The following is a 15,730-nucleotide window of genomic DNA, read 5'->3' as shown; positions in this document are numbered from 1 at the left end:
ATGCGTCGAATAATAGCTCTTTTCATCTTTCTTTTCTTTTTCGCTATACTGGCTATCAGTAGTTCAGAAAAGGGAATGCATTGGATTACCCAAGTCCGCTATGCGAGAAATGATGCCTGGGGGGCAGATAAATATCGTTTCGGGGATTTATATGGAATCTCTTATTTGTCTGATTTTCGAATTGTCAAGGATACTCATTTATTGGCACTTCCTTCACCATCTAAATTGATCTCCCAAGATTATGATCTAACCATTTTGGGAGACAGTTATTTATATGGATCCTTTCAGAATAATCCCGCCTATTTCAGTCGGGTAAATTCTGTACAGATGTTTCGTTGGTCAGATAGTCTACAGCACCTAATATCAACTAATTCCAGCAGGAAAAAAGTATTGCTAATAGAATGTGTAGAAAGAAATATGTGGGACCGAATGAATTTGTCGGATGCCAGACGGCGATTAGATTTCCAAGCAGCCAAGGAGGAAAAAGAAATGGATAAGTCGACCAAGGAAATCTTATTGAATCAATTGGACCGATTTGATGCGGGAGTTAAAAGTGCCATTTATCATCCTACCTTGGAGTCTAATTTAGATTTTGTGCTATTTAGTATGGGTTTGTTAGGAAGGATTAAAGAACTTAAAGCGGATTTTACATGGAAGGTTTTGGGTAGGACTAATCCTGATGTCCAAGTTTCACAAGATGGTCAATTTCTTTATTTGGAAGAAACGATCAATGTTCAAAAAAGAGGTTCTTCTTTTAGGCCTATCGGGAAGGACGAAGTCGATTTAATGGTTCGTCATCTTCAGGAGATGGAAACCTATTATCTGTCGCATGGATATGATCAAGTCCTATTCTCTTTGATACCTAATCCTGTTGCTGTATTAGAAACTGAAGTGGGATCTACCAATTTAGCGCTGGAGAAAATTAGAAAACACCCCAATTTAGGAATCAAGATTATTGACCCTAGTTTGGCTTTGAAACAAAATGCTGCACTTAATTTTTATCAATCAGATTCACATTGGAACTTACGAGGTGCCCAAATTTGGTTGAATGAATTCAATCAAGTGCTTGAGAAATTACCTTAGTTATTTAGGAAACTGGCTTTTATCTAGTTTAGGAAGTAAGTTCAACGCATTTTTATAATAGACCTTTTTCAATACCTCATCGGGTAGTGCTAGTCCATAAATGCGCCAAAATGCATGTCTTTTACGGTAGTATGGAAAATATTCATCATCCGTTTCTAGTAATCTGAAATACGTGTAATACTCTGAGGTTGCCCAAATGTCTTTTCCGAATAAAACGCGGTCTTGATATTGAATCATGAATTTACGGGCATTTTTTGGCTGTCTTCCCAGCTCATGAATAACAGCACCAATTTCAGTATACATATTGGGATAGGTATCTAATAAACGGCCCAATTCAGCTAAATCATTGCCTCGCCAAGCTAAGTGAGCTGCAATGAATTTGGTTTTAGGGTGTTTGCGGATGATATCTGTTAATTCATCCATCACCACTTGCCAAGAGGGATATTTAGAAGAAGGCCTTGCTCTTCCCGGGAATTGTTTTAATTCTAACCAGCGTTCGTTGGTTTTATCATGTACATCAAAGAATGAGATAGGCTCTCCTGTATGAATTAAAACGGGGATATTTAATTCTCCACATTTTGCCCAGACAGGATCTAATCGAGGATCGTTGGTGGCTAATCTGTTACCTTTTGAATCTTTAACTTCTAAGCCCAGGTCTTTGTAAATCTTTAAACCCATAGCTCCAGCTTTCACTTCGGCTTCTAAGGCGGCTACTGTTTTAGCTGTCCAGTCTGGACTATCAATATTGGCGAAACTTAAATTGGTAAATACGACCACCCGATTATTGGTTTTTTCGCGGCCTGCACGAGCAGACTCTGCTAAATAGGCCGTTCCTGCTGCTATATCAGCCCCTCTTTGAGAGCCTTTGCCACTGAGGTTAACCATGACCTTCATGTTAAGGCTATCCATTTGCTTCAATAAATAGGCCAAGTCTTGATTCGGCATATTGAATTGGTGATTATGGATATCAATAAACGGATATTTGGCTTGTTTAATCTGATGTTCTGGTACCTTTAACGTTGAAACGGGATCATATTCTTCAAAACTCATGGTCTTTTCTTGTGCGAATAAAGGGCTACTTGTTAGTAATGCGCAGAACAATAGGTGTTTCATCATTTGAATTATTTTAACGAATCTATTCAATTCTGCTCAAATACAGCGCATTTCATAGGAAATTTTGAAAAGGATTCAGTGTATTTCGGTATATTCGAACTTTTATGAAATACCTCTATCTATTACTATTTGTATGCTTGCTTTCCAATACTCTGTTAGCACAGGATAATGGGAAAAAAGTCAAGAAAGAAAGCTCCGCTTTTTCTCCTGCTCGTGCAGAAGAATGGATGGCTGAAGGCATGCGCCATTACTTGAAGGAGGATTATGATGAAGCTATTTTAGTATGGGAGCAATTGTTAGCGGAAATGCCTCTGGAAGCATCTATTTCATTTTATTTAGCTAAGTCTTATTTAGCACAAGGCAAGACCATTAATGCTCTTAAATACGCTCAAAAGGCGAATGAGCTTTCACCTTATTCTTTGGATTATGGTTTGCTGTATGGTGATCTGCTTTTGCAAGAACGTAAATCGAAAGAAGCCATTGCTTGTTTTTTGAAATTGATTCAATATGATTCCATGCAACCTGATGTGAATCTGCGATTAGCTCAAGCTTATCTTTGGAATAATCAAGGGGATGAAGCTTTAAAGGCATTGAAATCAGCAGAACCATGGATAGGGGATTTTCCTGAGATCATTCGAACGAAACAATACATTTATTTAAAGAACGAGCAGTGGGAAGAGGCCATTCAGGAAGGGGTGAATTTTGTTGCGAATAATCCCGAAGAGCCATTGTTTGCATGGGAACAAATGGAATATTGGTGGCATTTAAGTACCTGGAAAGGAGCAAAATCTGCTTTGGAACAATTGTCGGCTGATTTTCCTAACGACGGGCAAGTGGCTTTATTGAATGCGAATGTCCGTGTTCATGAAAAGAATTTTAGCGAGTCATTATCTTTTTTAGAGCGTTGTTTGGCTGATTCAGATATGCACATTGAGTTGTTCAGTCAAGTTAGCTTACAAACATTTGAGTTAATGTCGGGTCAAGGAGATTGGGATAAAGCCTATGCTTTTCTACAAAAAGCGGTGGCGGCATTTCCTAAAGAACCTCGTTTTGTAGCCATGCAGGGAGATTTGTGGATGAGTGTATCCAAGTTTCAAGAAGGGCAAAAGGCCTATTTAAAAGCAGCTAGAAATGGGGGAGGGAAGTTTGAGGTTTGGACCAGAATTATTCAATTAGATTTTGAAATGAATGCCTTGGACAGTGTGATTGTTCATGCCCATGAGGCTTTAGAAGCGTATCCCAATCAAGGTTTTTTATGGTTTCAAATGGGATTTGCACAATACATGCAAGGTAAAAGCAAGGAGGCGTTAGCTTCTTTTGAATCAGCCAATCCCTATGTTCAAGAGAAGGATTCTTGGTATGTTCAATTATATGCTTTGATGGGAGACGCTTACCACGCTTTGGGGAATTATCGAGATTCGGATATGAGTTTCGAAAAGGTATTGACTAAAAGCCCTGAAGAAGAGCATGTACTAAATAATTACAGCTACTATTTATCGTTAAGAAAAGAAAAACTAGATAAGGCTTCAAAAATGGCTAAAATGTTGACCGATAAATTCCCTAAAAATGGGACTTATTTGGATACATATGCCTGGGTTTTATATCAACAAAAGGACTATACTAAAGCTTTACAATATTTGGAATTAGCCTTGAAGGATGAAAAACAAAATAGTTCTACTGTGTGGGAACATTATGGAGATATTTTGTTTCGCCTTGGGAAATCAGAAGAAGCTGTGAAGGCTTGGGAAAAAGCAAAAAGCTTAGAAGGAGCTAGTCCTAATTTATTTAAAAAGATTGAGAAGAGGCAAATTATCGAAAATTGAGATAATTTTGTGCCGTAAAAATAAATGCATGCCAAATTTAAGTCAAGGGAAGAATCTGTTATTCATTTTACTCGTCATCCTATTCCAATCATGTGGGAAAAAGGTGAGTATTCCTCCTGTTGAAGCAGTTGTAGTTAGTGATACGATTGTAGTAAAAGACACTACTTTGTTAGTAGAAAAAAAGCCAGATATCGTACAAGTGCAGCCTGTAGAAGAGGAGCCTAAAGTAGCTACAGAAGATTTGAATTTTAATTATTTAAAGGCCAAATCAAAAGTACTTTGGAAGACTAATTCCAACTCAGATACATATACAGTAGATATTCGGATGAAGAAAGACAGTTTAATCTGGATGAATATCTCTGTTTCTATGATTACAGGTGCCACAGGTCTTTTTACAAAGGAACGAGTTCAGTTTTTTCATAAAATTAACAATGAGTATTTTAATTTGACATACGATAGCCTAAGTACTAAAATGGGCTTTAAGGTTACCTATGAGATATTGCAATCATTGATTGTTGGTAATCAGCCATTTAAGAAGAATCATTCTCGGGTCATTCGTGAAAATGAAAATTATATTCTCAAGCAAGATGAAGGCCGAATTCAAATTGACAATTACGTAGGACCGAATAGAAAGCTGAAGAAATTACTTGTCAATGACGGACCAACGGAAAACAAACTGACACTAGATTACGAAGATTTTGCAGCGATTAATCAGTTTTTATTCCCTTTTTCAAGTCAAATTACCTTGGATGTAAAAGACAAGGACAATAAATTGGTTAAAACACTCATTAGTATTAAGTATTCTAAAGTAGAATTATTGGAAACTCCTTTGGAATTCCCCTTTAAAGTTCCAGCTAAATACCTGAAAAAATAAATCCTAATACCTTGAAATATATTGTTTTTATATTCTGTTTATTGTTTGCTTTTTCCCTGGATGCACAAGTGGATAAGCGGGAGCAATTGGAGCGTCAAAAGAAGGAAAATTTAGCTAAGATTAAAGAGTTAAACAGCATTATTTCCCGAACATCTAAAAAGAAGAAGGTTTCCTTGGGAAAATTAAATGTATTGAAGGAGCAGATTGGGGTTCAGAAAAAGCAAATTGGCATATTAAGTGAAAACCAAAAATTACTTGCTCAAGAAGCCAATAAACTCCGTCAGGAAAGCGACATCTTGGCTGCCAAATTGAAAAAGCTAAAACGGATGTATGCTCAAATGTTATTTGAAGCTCAAAAGACCTCAACCGTTTATAATAAGCTCAGTTTTTTGTTACTCTCTTCTAATTTAGGAGAATTTACTCGTCGTTTCGACTATTTGAGGCAGTTTACCAATAACCGAAAAGCTCAGGCTCATAAGATATTTCAAACCCGTCAGGATTTGATGTCTAAAGAACAGCAAGTGATTTTTAAGAAAACAGAAGAAAAAAAGGTATTGGTGGAGAAGGAAAAGGAGAAGAAGAACCTGGAAGTATTGAAAACCAAAGAGGACAAAGTTGTCACGGTCTTGACTCAGCAAGAAAAGAAATTGCGCATCGAATTAGAGCGGAAAAAACTGGCGATTCGTAAACTGGATAATTTGATTGCGGGAATTGTGGCCAGAGAGATTCAAAAAAGTCAGGAAAGAGAGCGACGTTTACGTTTAGCTCAACAAGCTCGGAAATTAGAAGTTAATAAACCTGCCTTACCTACTTTAAAGGGCGATGGAACATTGCCTAAGTTTAGTGAAAAATCAAGTAAGGATGATGCAAAATCTGATACAAGAATTGAAGCAGCTGAAGATAAAAAAGAGGTAGCTAAAGCAAAGGTGGCAGAGAAAGTAGAAGAGGCTAAAGCAGAGCCATTGGAAAAGAATATTTATTACATGAATGCGGAGGAGGCTAAATTGGCTAGTTCATTTGGAGCTTTACGAGGTAGAATGCCTTTCCCTGTTCCTTCAGGTTTTATTTCAGATCACTTTGGGGTTCATAAGCATCCCATATTAAAAGGTGTGATGATTAACAACAATGGGATTGATATTCAAACAGCACCTGGTTCTCCTGTACATTCGGTATATGAAGGTATTGTTCAATCTGTGGTGAATATTCCAGGTATTAATATGGTAGTTGCCATTCAGCATGGAGATTACTTTACTGTATACAGTAAGTTGGATAATGTTTCTGTATCAACAGGACAGCGAGTTCGGACTGGGCAACGCATTGGAAGCGTAGCATCAGATGATGATGGTACTGCTGAAATAAATTTTCAAGTTTGGAAAAACACCATTCGCCAGAATCCAGAGCAATGGTTAAGAAGGTAATTAACTGAATTTATAGGCTACTCGCAATTGGATATTACGTCCTTGATCATCCGTATAATACCTAAATCTATTCAAGTAGTCTCGGTAAGATTCATTCAAGGCGTTGGTAATCCTGATTCCTACATCTAAATTTTTGAATTGATAGCCCCAATTTAGTTGGACTAATTGATATCCTGCCGGAGGAACGGCATAGTCAGAACCTGGCTCAACACGACTTTGGCGGGAAACCTGAGTAACACCAGCACTCACATATTGTTTATTATGATTGAATTGGTATCGGATTAAATATTCAAATCGGTCGGCAGGAATATTGACCATATATTCCATGTTTTTCGTATTGAATGCTCTAACGATACTTGTTTTTTGCTGTAAGGAAATTTTAGGATTGATATGGTAGGATATTTGACCATCCAATCCATTGAATCGAGCATTGATTTGCTCATACGTAAATCCTGGAAAAATACCTCGGAGGGTTACAATATAAACTGCTTGGCCATTATTGACCATGGGACGTAAATAGATGAAATCTTGTATATGATTGCTGTACAAACCTAATTCAATATCCCACTTGTCTACATTATATTGGGTATTTAGACTAAGGTTGGTGGCTGTTTCTCCTTTCAAATTGGGTTGTCCAATTTCATAAGCAGCGGCACCATGGTGTACCCCATTAGAAAATAATTCATTGGCTCCAGGCGCCCTAAATGCTCTGGCTAGAATAAAGTGACTTTCTAGATTATCTAACCAATGGTATTTTAGGCCAGCACTTCCTGATACACCAGTGAAACTTTTTTCGTCTCGATCAATGATGAAGGAATAGTTTTTAATGGGACGGTGCGTGATGATTTGTTTTTGGTCCAAACGAAGGCCTAATTCCAATTCCCATTTTTCTTTGACCATTCTTTCAATGGCGAATAATCCGACATTATTTTGCTCATAATTGGGCAATAAGCTCGTTACTAACGTGGGAGAATTTACGCGATTTCCTGACGTGATATTATCTTGAAGGGAGAAAGTTAAACCAAATTGGCCTTTCCATAATTGACTGGAGTTAGCCCCGTCTAATAAGAGTTCGCCATTCCATGTACTTAATTGAAAACTTAAGGTGTTGATGTTTTTACCAGCTCGCAACACATCCAATTCTAAACGTTCATCCGTTTGGTGTGCTAAAGTCATTCGTAAGTTATACTGCGATGAAACTTGATAAAAACTCTTAAATTTCAACATATCATGATTTACATCCTGGTTAGGGCGATCAATATCTCGAATAAATTCATTGGGGGTGAATTGTTCTAATGGCCTTGATAAGGCAATGGATCTTTCTAAATCATTTACATTTCCAATATGTGAGCCCAAAAATATACCTATAACTGTATGGAATCTACTGTAGAATAAATCGGCCCCGAATTGACGAGATTTGTATCCAATTTGCGTTGAAAAATTTTGTTCTTGAACTCCCGTGTTGGCTAAATAATAGTTGGCTGAATGAATATTTCCACCATTTTTTAAGGTTCCTTGAACTCGCCATCCCCAACCTTTGCCCCCTTTAAATCCTCCTTCTACACTTCCAGAGCCTACCCATTGGCGTCCATTGGTAAAGTATATACTTTGTAGTTCTCCTTTTATTCCATTGGTGTCTGGGAGTGCATTCGGCTCTAGCATGACAATACCTCCGATAGCATCACCCCCATAGCGCAATCCTGCCGGCCCTTTGATGACTTGAATATTTTTGCTAACGAATGGATCTACTTCGGGAGCGTGTTCACTTCCCCAGTTTTGCCCCTCTTGGCGTACACCTTGATTTAGAATGATTACTCGACTTGAGTGCATGCCATGGATGACAGGTTTGGAAATGGTACTGCCTGTTTGTAAACTCTGAACTCCAGAAATACCTTTTAACATTTCACCTAGGTTCAAACCATCTCTTTCTTTTCTTTCTTCGGCACTCAGGGAACCACGCATCTGAGCGCTGGTTTCATTTCTTTTGCCGCTGACTACAACTTCTTGCAAATGTTCATCATGTACGTGCAGAGCGATGTTTTCTTCGTGTTGATTGCTGAGGTTAACCTTGATTTCTACGGGGTCATAACTGCTCATCTCACATACTAATGTGTAAGAGCCTGGGCATATTTTTTTGAGAGAGAAAAAGCCAAGAGAGTCTGTTTGCACTGCAAAATTGGTGCCTTTAAGATAGACATAAGCACCTTTGATTTTTTCGCGGTTTTCCATCGAGGATACTTTTCCTTGCAGGGTACAAAAGCAGTTTTTCTGCGAATAAGATTCGTGAAAAAGTAGCAGCAGGAAGAAAAATAATATCTGGGATTTTAATTTCATGCGAATGCCATCTATTTCAGATGGGGATTTAAATATACACTCAATTTATTTTTTTGCCCAATTGTATCAACAGATAACCGATGATTGAGCTTTTTCGGACGACCACTTCGAGTGTTGCAACGATAATTTTTTTAAATAATAATTTGTTTTGTTTAATCTTTTTATAAATTTGTTAAACAAAACAAACACAACGTTTATGACAGCTCTTGAATTTACGTATCAGGTTGGAAGCTTTTCTAAGTTTTTGAAACCCTTTGCATTACGTTTAACAAAAGACATGGATGATGCCAATGATTTAGTTCAGGATACTTTGGTGAAGGCATATTCCAATCGTGAAAAGTATGCAGAAGGGACCAATTTAAAAGCTTGGTTGTTTACCATCATGAAAAACACGTTCATCACGCAATATCAGCGTATGGTTCGTAGAAATACATTTATCGACACCACTGATAATTTACACTTCATCAACTCACAAGAATCTTTACAATTCAATGGAGCATTGAGCGAGTTTGTTCGAGAAGATTTGGAAAAAGCTTTAGACCAAACAGACGAAATGTATCGATTACCTTTCTTGATGTATTTTCGCGGATTTAAGTACCACGAGATTTCGGAAGAATTGGATCTACCCATTGGAACTGTGAAAAACCGAATTCACATTGCTCGTAAAGAGTTAAAGAAAAAATTACACATGTACGCTTAAAATTTCAGAATTGATTAGTTTTTTGGTTAACAGAAGAAACAAGTAAAAAGTCAGATTTTGTCTGGCTTTTTCTTTTAGTCTGCTAAGCTCTTTCAAAAGATGGTTATATTTGTTTAGGTTCGAATCAATGGATAGAATGAAAAAGAAAAAGGTGATTGTTATAGGTGCTGGATTTTCAGGAATTTCTGCAGCTACTGCATTAGCCGAAAAGGGATATGATGTTCATGTGTTGGAAAAAAATGCGGAACCTGGTGGTAGAGCTCGCGTTTTCAGAGAAGGTGGATTTGTTTTTGATATGGGGCCAAGCTGGTACTGGATGCCAGATGTTTTTGAAACCTATTTCGGTAAATTTGGTAAAAAACCTTCCGATTATTATGAGCTGAAACGTTTAGATCCATCTTATTCCGTCATATTATCAGAATCAGAAGTCATTGATATTCCTGCAGATTTGGAGGGAATTAAAACACTGTTTGAATCTTATGAGGAAGGTGCTTCCAGTCAATTGGATAAGTTTTTAAAACAAGCAGCTTATAAATACCGCGTAGGTATTCAGGATTTTGTTTGGCGTCCTTCTGTTAAAATTACGGAGTTTTTAAGCGTAAAATTGTTGATTGATGCCATAAGAATGGATGTCTTTTCTTCTTTTTACAAGCATATTCGTAAGTTTTTTAAGTCAAGTACCCTGTTAAAGTTAATGGAATTCCCAATTCTATTTTTGGGAGCTATTTCGCAAAATACACCTGCTATGTATAGCCTGATGAATTTTGCTGAAATAACCATGGGAACATGGTATCCCATGGGAGGGATGCATCAAATTGTGAATGGCATGGTGGCTTTGGCCGAAGAAAAGCATGTGAAGTTTACCTATAACACCGAGGTGACAGGTTTTGAGATTGTCAATAAACATGTGCGGGCAGTCAAGACTGCAAAAGGATTAATTGAGGCGGATATGGTGGTTGCTAGCGCGGATTACCATTGGGTTGAGCAATTATTAGGAGATGACTTTAGAAATTATTCCGAGGAATATTGGGATAAACGTGTCATGGCTCCTTCCTCTTTGTTGTTTTATTTAGGGATATCCAAGCGTTTACCTAAGCTAAAACATCATAACTTATTTTTTGACCGAGATTTTTCAGTTCATTCACATGAAATTTATACCGATCCTTCTTGGCCTTCAGACCCCTTGTTTTATGCCAGCGCACCATCTGTAACAGACCCATCTGTCGCGCCAGAAGGCTGTGAAAATGTCTTTTTGTTGATACCTGTGGCCCCTGATTTAGAAGATACCGATGCTCAAAGAGAAAAGTATTTTCATCAGTTAATGGATCGCTTGGAAGCTTATTGTGGCGAAAATATTCGGGATTTTATTGTGTATAAGCGCTCTTATGCCCATCAAGATTTTATGTCGGATTACCATGCATTTAAAGGGAATGCCTATGGATTAGCCAATACTTTATTCCAAACTGCTATTTTAAAGCCTAGTTTGAAAAATAAAAAACTAGATAATTTATATTATACAGGCCAGTTGACTGTACCTGGTCCAGGAGTACCCCCATCCTTAATTTCAGGATTGGTGGTTGCCAATGAAGTAGATAAATCCCTAAGAAAATAGCATGACCCAGATAGATTTATATCAGCGCGTTTCTTTGGCATGTTCCAAATTGCTGACCAATGCCTATTCTACTTCTTTTTCATCTGGAATTAAGACCTTGTCTAGTCGGTTTCATGATCCAATATATGCGATTTATGGATTTGTTCGTTTGGCGGATGAAATTGTCGATACGTTTCATCAGCACGATAAAAAGGTTCTATTTGATAGATTTAAACAGGATACCTATTGGGCTTTAGAGGAAAAAATCAGTTTAAATCCAATTTTGGAATCATTCCAACGTGTTTATCATGAATTTGAAATGGAGCAAGAGTTAGTGGATGCCTTTTTGTATTCCATGGAGCTTGATTTGTTTGAAACTCACTATGATGAAGCAGGCTATAAACGGTATATATATGGTTCAGCAGAAGTGGTGGGATTGATGTGTTTACATGTTTTTTGTCAAGGAGATAAATCCCAATACAATGCCTTGAAGTCGGATGCATGTGCATTAGGGTCAGCCTTTCAAAAAATTAATTTTTTACGTGATATTAAGTCTGATTTTGATGAGCGAGGAAGGGTGTATTTCCCAGGAATCGATTATTTGAACATGACGGAAAAAGATAAAAAAGAGATAGAGGCCGATATTCAATTGGATTTTGATGCGGGTTTGAGGGGAATAAATCGACTACCTTTGGAAGCGAGAAAAGGGGTGCTTTTAGCTTATTTATATTATACCAAATTATTCGAAAGAATTAAACGGGCACCTCTTGAACAAATCAAGGCTGAACGCGTTCGTGTTCCCGATCGAGAGAAGTTGTTGATATTTATTAAAATGAAATGTGGCTTAGTTTAAATCTCAAGGAGAATTGCTTATTAACAAAAATGTCAACCTTTCGAGGTTGACATTTTTTATTGATCCACAGGGAAAATTAGTTTTTAGATCCTGTAACTGCTCCAGCTGCTTTTTTGGCATTTTGTGCCTCTTGCATCGGGTTAGCTTGACCAGCACCATAGCTTCTTGGCTGAGCTTTGAACAGCTGAACACGTGTAGGTTGAACAGGTTCACGTGGGAATGCATTATCATCTGTATCAATATCAGCGATTTCATAGTAAGGATCAAGTGTCCATTTCGCTACCTTTTTACTTGTAGGGATGATTTTCTTCGCTTGTACATCATTCAAACGCCAGATTTCTGCTGGGAAACGAAGAACTTCTTCCGTTCCATCTTCAAAGGTTAATTTTACGATAACTGGCATCGGTAATCCTCCTTTATTTTTGAAATTAACGACGTAGAAATTCTTTCCTTCAGCTACCAATTTGCGCTCATCATCGGATAATGAAGCTAAGTAATCTTGGTATTTTTTCTTTTCTGCATCCGAAGTAGCAAAACGGTCATAACTGTTGTAAAAGTCCTTCATATCAGGTTCTTTTTCCACCACCGTTTCTTTGATATCTGTTTTATTGCGGATATTCGAAATAGTTTCTCTTTTAGCCGTAAAATCTGCTTTGTCTTTCGCTTTTTTGGCTATAGGATCTTGGTTATCGATGCCATACCAATCCACCGTTTCAATCGACTGATTTACTGGCTCGGTTCCATAGAACCAACCTCTCCAGAACCAATCTAAATCTACTCCAGAAGCATCTTCTAAGGTACGGAAGAAATCAGCTGGATAAGGTTGTTTGAATGCCCAGCGACGAGCATATTCTTTGAAGGCATAATCAAACAATTCACGACCCATCACGGTTTCGCGCAATATGTTCAAAGCCGCAGCAGGTTTAGCGTAGGCATTGTTTCCAAAATCCATGATGTTTTCAGAGTTCGCCATGACAGGTACCTGATTTTTGGAATCCAAACGCATGTAAGGAACAATGCTTTGTGCTTCTCCTCTTCTCGCTGGGAAATTACGATCCCATTCCTGTTCAGCTAAATATTGGCAGAACGTATTTAAACCCTCATCCATCCATGACCATTGTCTCTCATCTGAATTGATGATCATTGGGAAGAAATTATGCCCAACTTCGTGAATAATAACCCCAATCATACCATTCTTTACATTTTCTGAATAAGTACCATCGGTTTCAGGACGACCGCCATTGAAGGAGATCATTGGGTATTCCATACCGCCGCCTAATGTAGCATGACATGAAATAGCTACCGGATATGGATATGCAACGGTTCTTTTAGAATACGAGCGTAAAGTATGTGCCACTACCATCGTAGAATATTTACCCCAAAGCGGATTTCCCTCTTTAGAATAATAGGACATCGCCCAAACTTTTTTACCTTCTACATCCACTTGCATAGCGTCCCAAATGAATTTACGTGAAGCCGTGAATGCAAAATCACGTACATTGTCTGCCTTGTAAATCCAGGTTTTCTTACCCGTTGGTTTTCCTTTTTCAGCAGATTCAGCTTCTTCTTGATTGACAATTTCAATCGGACGAGTGGCTGTTTTGGCCTTATCCCAACGTTTTAATTGGGTCGCTGTCATCACTTGGTTAGGATTCAATAATTCTCCACCTGCACCTACGACCATATCATTAGGTGCTGTGATAGCTACTTTATAGTTTCCAAAGTTTAATGTAAACTCACCTTGTCCTAAAAACTGCTTGTGTTGCCAGCCGTAAACATCGTTATACACGGCCATTCTAGGGAACCAGTGAGCGATGAAATAATTGGCATTACCATCTTTGGCAAAAAACTCATATCCTGAACGACCGTAATATTCAGTAATTAGGTAATTCCAATCAATGGCAAAACTTACGCTAGCACCCGATTTAACCGGAGTAGGTAAGTCGATACGCATCATGGTTTGATTAATTGTATAGCGCAACGCATTTCCCTTAATATCTTTTACGGCAGTAATTTTATAGCCATAACTTTTAGGATCAGTCAGCTCTTTAAACGCAGAAGCTGAAATACCATTTTTGATATCTCCTGTTTTTGTAGTACTTCCCGCAGCTCCTTTTTCAAATAGATTTTGGTCTAATTGCAACCATAAATAGGGTAATTCATCTGGCGAATTATTGAAATACGTAATGGTTTCAGAACCTGTGATTTTTCTATTGATATCGTCTAATTCTACTTTGATATCGTAATCTGCACGTTGTTGCCAATAATCTTTACCAGGTGAACCACTGGCAGTACGATAACTATTTGGCGTAGGTAGAATAGATTCTAATTGTTCGAATCGATTGTTGGCATTGTAAGTTCCAGAGGGAGATTGACCCAAAATGGGACTAGCAAAAAGTCCAAGTAGGAGGAAGAAAAATAGTTTTTTTGTCATTGATGAGCTCTTTTTTTTCAAAAATAGAAAAAAGATTTTACTCTTTATTCATCTATTCGAAAGCCTTCGTTTATTATTAGGCAGGATAGACTAAAAAAAAAGACAGATAGCTATTTTAGTCTTGGGTAGATTTTGTAGTTTTGAAGCTTATAGATATAAATTAAACTGTTGAACCATGAGTGTGATTATAGGCCAAAAAGAATATTTCAAAGGCATCGAAAAAATTAAATTTGAAGGAGCAGATTCGGACAATCCTTTAGCATTTCGTTACTATGATGAAAATAGAATAGTAGCGGGTAAAACCATGAAGGAGCACCTTCGTTTTGCTATTGCTTATTGGCACTCATTCTGTGGAGACGGTTCTGATCCGTTTGGACCTGGGACACATCATTATCCATGGGATGTAGCATCTGATCCACGTCAACGTGCTGCTGATAAGGCTGATGCCGCTTTTGAATTTATTACTAAAATGGGAGCTCCATTTTATTGTTTCCATGATGTGGATGCTATTGATCAATCTACTGATCCTAAAGAATTCACTAGTCGAGTTGAATTTATCTCTGATATCTTTGCTAAGAAGCAAGCAGAAAGTGGCGTGCAATTACTTTGGGGAACAGCCAATTTGTTTTCTAATGAACGCTACATGAATGGGGCATCTACTAATCCCAATTTTGAAGTAGTGGCACATGCTGGAGCACAATTGAAATCAGCCATTGATGCTACCATCAAATTAGGTGGTCGTGGTTATGTTTTCTGGGGAGGTAGAGAAGGATATATGTCATTATTAAATACGGACATGAAGCGTGAGCGTGAGCATTTTGCTCGTATGTTACATACCTGTGTAGAATATGCGCGTAGAAATGGATTTACTGGTAAATTCTTTATTGAGCCAAAACCATGTGAGCCAACAAAGCATCAATACGATTATGATTCTGCAACCGTAATTGGATTCTTGAGAGAGTTTGGTTTATTGTCAGAATTTGGCCTAAATCTAGAAGTTAACCACGCTACTTTAGCGGGTCACACTTTTGCCCATGAATGCCAAGTGGCTTCAGATAATGGTATGTTAGCTTCTTTGGATGCAAATCGTGGCGACTATCAAAATGGTTGGGATACAGATCAGTTCCCGACGGATATTTATGAATGGGCTGAAGCCATGGCTATTGTTTTACGTCAAGGTGGATTAGCTGGTGGAGGAATTAACTTTGATGCAAAACGTCGTAGAAATTCGACGGATGCAGCTGATTTATTCTATGCTCACGTAGGTGGCATGGATACCATTGCTCGTGCTTTATTGATTGCTGATAAGATTCTGACCCATGGAGAAATGGATCGATTGAAAGCAGCGCGTTATGCTAGTTTTGATTCAGGTAAAGGTGCTGAATTCGAGCAAGGCAAATTGAAATTAGAAGACTTATATCAAATTGCCACTGAAATTGGTGAGCCAGCATTGATATCAGGTAAACAAGAATATTTAGAAAATTTATTGGGCAGATTTGTCTAACAT

General features: G+C 37.9%; 11 protein-coding genes. 8 read left to right on the top strand and 3 right to left on the bottom strand.

The genetic code is table 11. From position 1 onward, the window contains the following. Nucleotides 1-1,083, top strand: coding sequence for a hypothetical protein (locus EWU22_RS12595; protein WP_130925830.1), 1,083 nt, complete (start codon nt 1-3; stop codon nt 1,081-1,083). Here EWU22_RS12595 and EWU22_RS12590 read toward each other — a convergent pair whose 3' ends face one another. Further along, on the bottom strand, nt 1,084-2,199 hold the full coding sequence (locus EWU22_RS12590; protein WP_130925829.1) for an amidohydrolase family protein: 1,116 nt from the start codon (nt 2,197-2,199) through the stop codon (nt 1,084-1,086). 101 nt (nt 2,200-2,300) lie between these two features. Between EWU22_RS12590 and EWU22_RS12585 the strand changes: the two genes are divergently transcribed. The 3 genes from EWU22_RS12585 to EWU22_RS12575 are packed head-to-tail and all read left to right on the top strand — an operon-like array spanning nt 2,301 to nt 6,311. Beyond that, on the top strand, nt 2,301-4,019 hold the full coding sequence (locus EWU22_RS12585) for a tetratricopeptide repeat protein (protein ID WP_130925828.1): 1,719 nt from the start codon (nt 2,301-2,303) through the stop codon (nt 4,017-4,019). 28 nt (nt 4,020-4,047) lie between these two features. After that, on the top strand, nt 4,048-4,893 hold the full coding sequence (locus EWU22_RS12580) for a DUF4292 domain-containing protein (RefSeq protein ID WP_130925827.1): 846 nt from the start codon (nt 4,048-4,050) through the stop codon (nt 4,891-4,893). 11 nt (nt 4,894-4,904) lie between these two features. Further along, nucleotides 4,905-6,311: a murein hydrolase activator EnvC family protein gene (locus tag EWU22_RS12575; protein ID WP_130925826.1), complete on the top strand. Its 1,407-nt coding sequence runs from the start codon at nt 4,905-4,907 to the stop codon at nt 6,309-6,311. Here the strand turns inward: EWU22_RS12575 and EWU22_RS12570 are convergent, their stop codons facing one another. Next, nucleotides 6,312-8,645 (bottom strand): TonB-dependent receptor, encoded by a 2,334-nt coding sequence (locus EWU22_RS12570; RefSeq protein WP_130925825.1) that lies wholly within the window; start codon nt 8,643-8,645, stop codon nt 6,312-6,314. Nucleotides 8,646-8,841: 196 nt separating this feature from the next. Here EWU22_RS12570 and EWU22_RS12565 point away from each other — a divergent pair, with 196 nt between their 5' ends. The 3 genes from EWU22_RS12565 (at nt 8,842) to EWU22_RS12555 (ending at nt 11,789) form a co-directional block, all read left to right on the top strand. After that, nucleotides 8,842-9,345 carry an RNA polymerase sigma factor gene (locus tag EWU22_RS12565; protein WP_109323951.1) on the top strand — a complete coding sequence of 168 codons (504 nt, stop codon included), beginning with the start codon at nt 8,842-8,844 and terminating at the stop codon, nt 9,343-9,345. A gap of 136 nt (nt 9,346-9,481) precedes the next feature. After that, nucleotides 9,482-10,957 (top strand): phytoene desaturase family protein, encoded by a 1,476-nt coding sequence (locus EWU22_RS12560; RefSeq protein WP_231962900.1) that lies wholly within the window; start codon nt 9,482-9,484, stop codon nt 10,955-10,957. A 1-nt stretch (nt 10,958) separates the two neighbouring features. Next, nucleotides 10,959-11,789 (top strand): phytoene/squalene synthase family protein, encoded by an 831-nt coding sequence (locus EWU22_RS12555; protein ID WP_130925823.1) that lies wholly within the window; start codon nt 10,959-10,961, stop codon nt 11,787-11,789. 76 nt (nt 11,790-11,865) lie between these two features. Here the strand turns inward: EWU22_RS12555 and EWU22_RS12550 are convergent, their stop codons facing one another. After that, entirely contained in the window at nt 11,866-14,223 is a 2,358-nt protein-coding gene (locus EWU22_RS12550; protein WP_130925822.1) for a M1 family metallopeptidase, read from the bottom strand. Nucleotides 14,224-14,398: 175 nt separating this feature from the next. On the opposite strand from EWU22_RS12550, the gene xylA reads away from it, so the two are divergent. Then, the gene (gene xylA / locus EWU22_RS12545) at nt 14,399-15,727 is read left to right on the top strand and encodes a xylose isomerase (RefSeq protein ID WP_130925821.1); all 1,329 of its coding nucleotides are present in this window, start codon (nt 14,399-14,401) and stop codon (nt 15,725-15,727) included. The last annotated feature ends 3 nt before the right edge of the window (nt 15,728-15,730 follow it).

The organism is Aquirufa nivalisilvae (genome assembly GCF_004307455.1).
GTDB lineage: Bacteria > Bacteroidota > Bacteroidia > Cytophagales > Spirosomataceae > Aquirufa > Aquirufa nivalisilvae.
This window is presented reverse-complemented; position numbering and strand designations above follow the sequence as displayed.

Bases quoted from the DNA above. Each gene is read 5' to 3' on its own strand.
- EWU22_RS12595 (WP_130925830.1), top strand. From the start codon at position 1: ATGCGTCGAATAATAGCTCTTTTCATCTTTCTTTTCTTTTTCGCTATA.
- EWU22_RS12590 (WP_130925829.1), bottom strand. From the start codon at position 2,199: ATGATGAAACACCTATTGTTCTGCGCATTACTAACAAGTAGCCCTTTA.
- EWU22_RS12585 (WP_130925828.1), top strand. From the start codon at position 2,301: ATGAAATACCTCTATCTATTACTATTTGTATGCTTGCTTTCCAATACT.
- EWU22_RS12580 (WP_130925827.1), top strand. From the start codon at position 4,048: ATGCCAAATTTAAGTCAAGGGAAGAATCTGTTATTCATTTTACTCGTC.
- EWU22_RS12570 (WP_130925825.1), bottom strand. From the start codon at position 8,645: ATGAAATTAAAATCCCAGATATTATTTTTCTTCCTGCTGCTACTTTTT.
- EWU22_RS12565 (WP_109323951.1), top strand. From the start codon at position 8,842: ATGACAGCTCTTGAATTTACGTATCAGGTTGGAAGCTTTTCTAAGTTT.
- EWU22_RS12560 (WP_231962900.1), top strand. From the start codon at position 9,482: ATGAAAAAGAAAAAGGTGATTGTTATAGGTGCTGGATTTTCAGGAATT.
- EWU22_RS12555 (WP_130925823.1), top strand. From the start codon at position 10,959: ATGACCCAGATAGATTTATATCAGCGCGTTTCTTTGGCATGTTCCAAA.
- EWU22_RS12550 (WP_130925822.1), bottom strand. From the start codon at position 14,223: ATGACAAAAAAACTATTTTTCTTCCTCCTACTTGGACTTTTTGCTAGT.
- xylA (WP_130925821.1), top strand. From the start codon at position 14,399: ATGAGTGTGATTATAGGCCAAAAAGAATATTTCAAAGGCATCGAAAAA.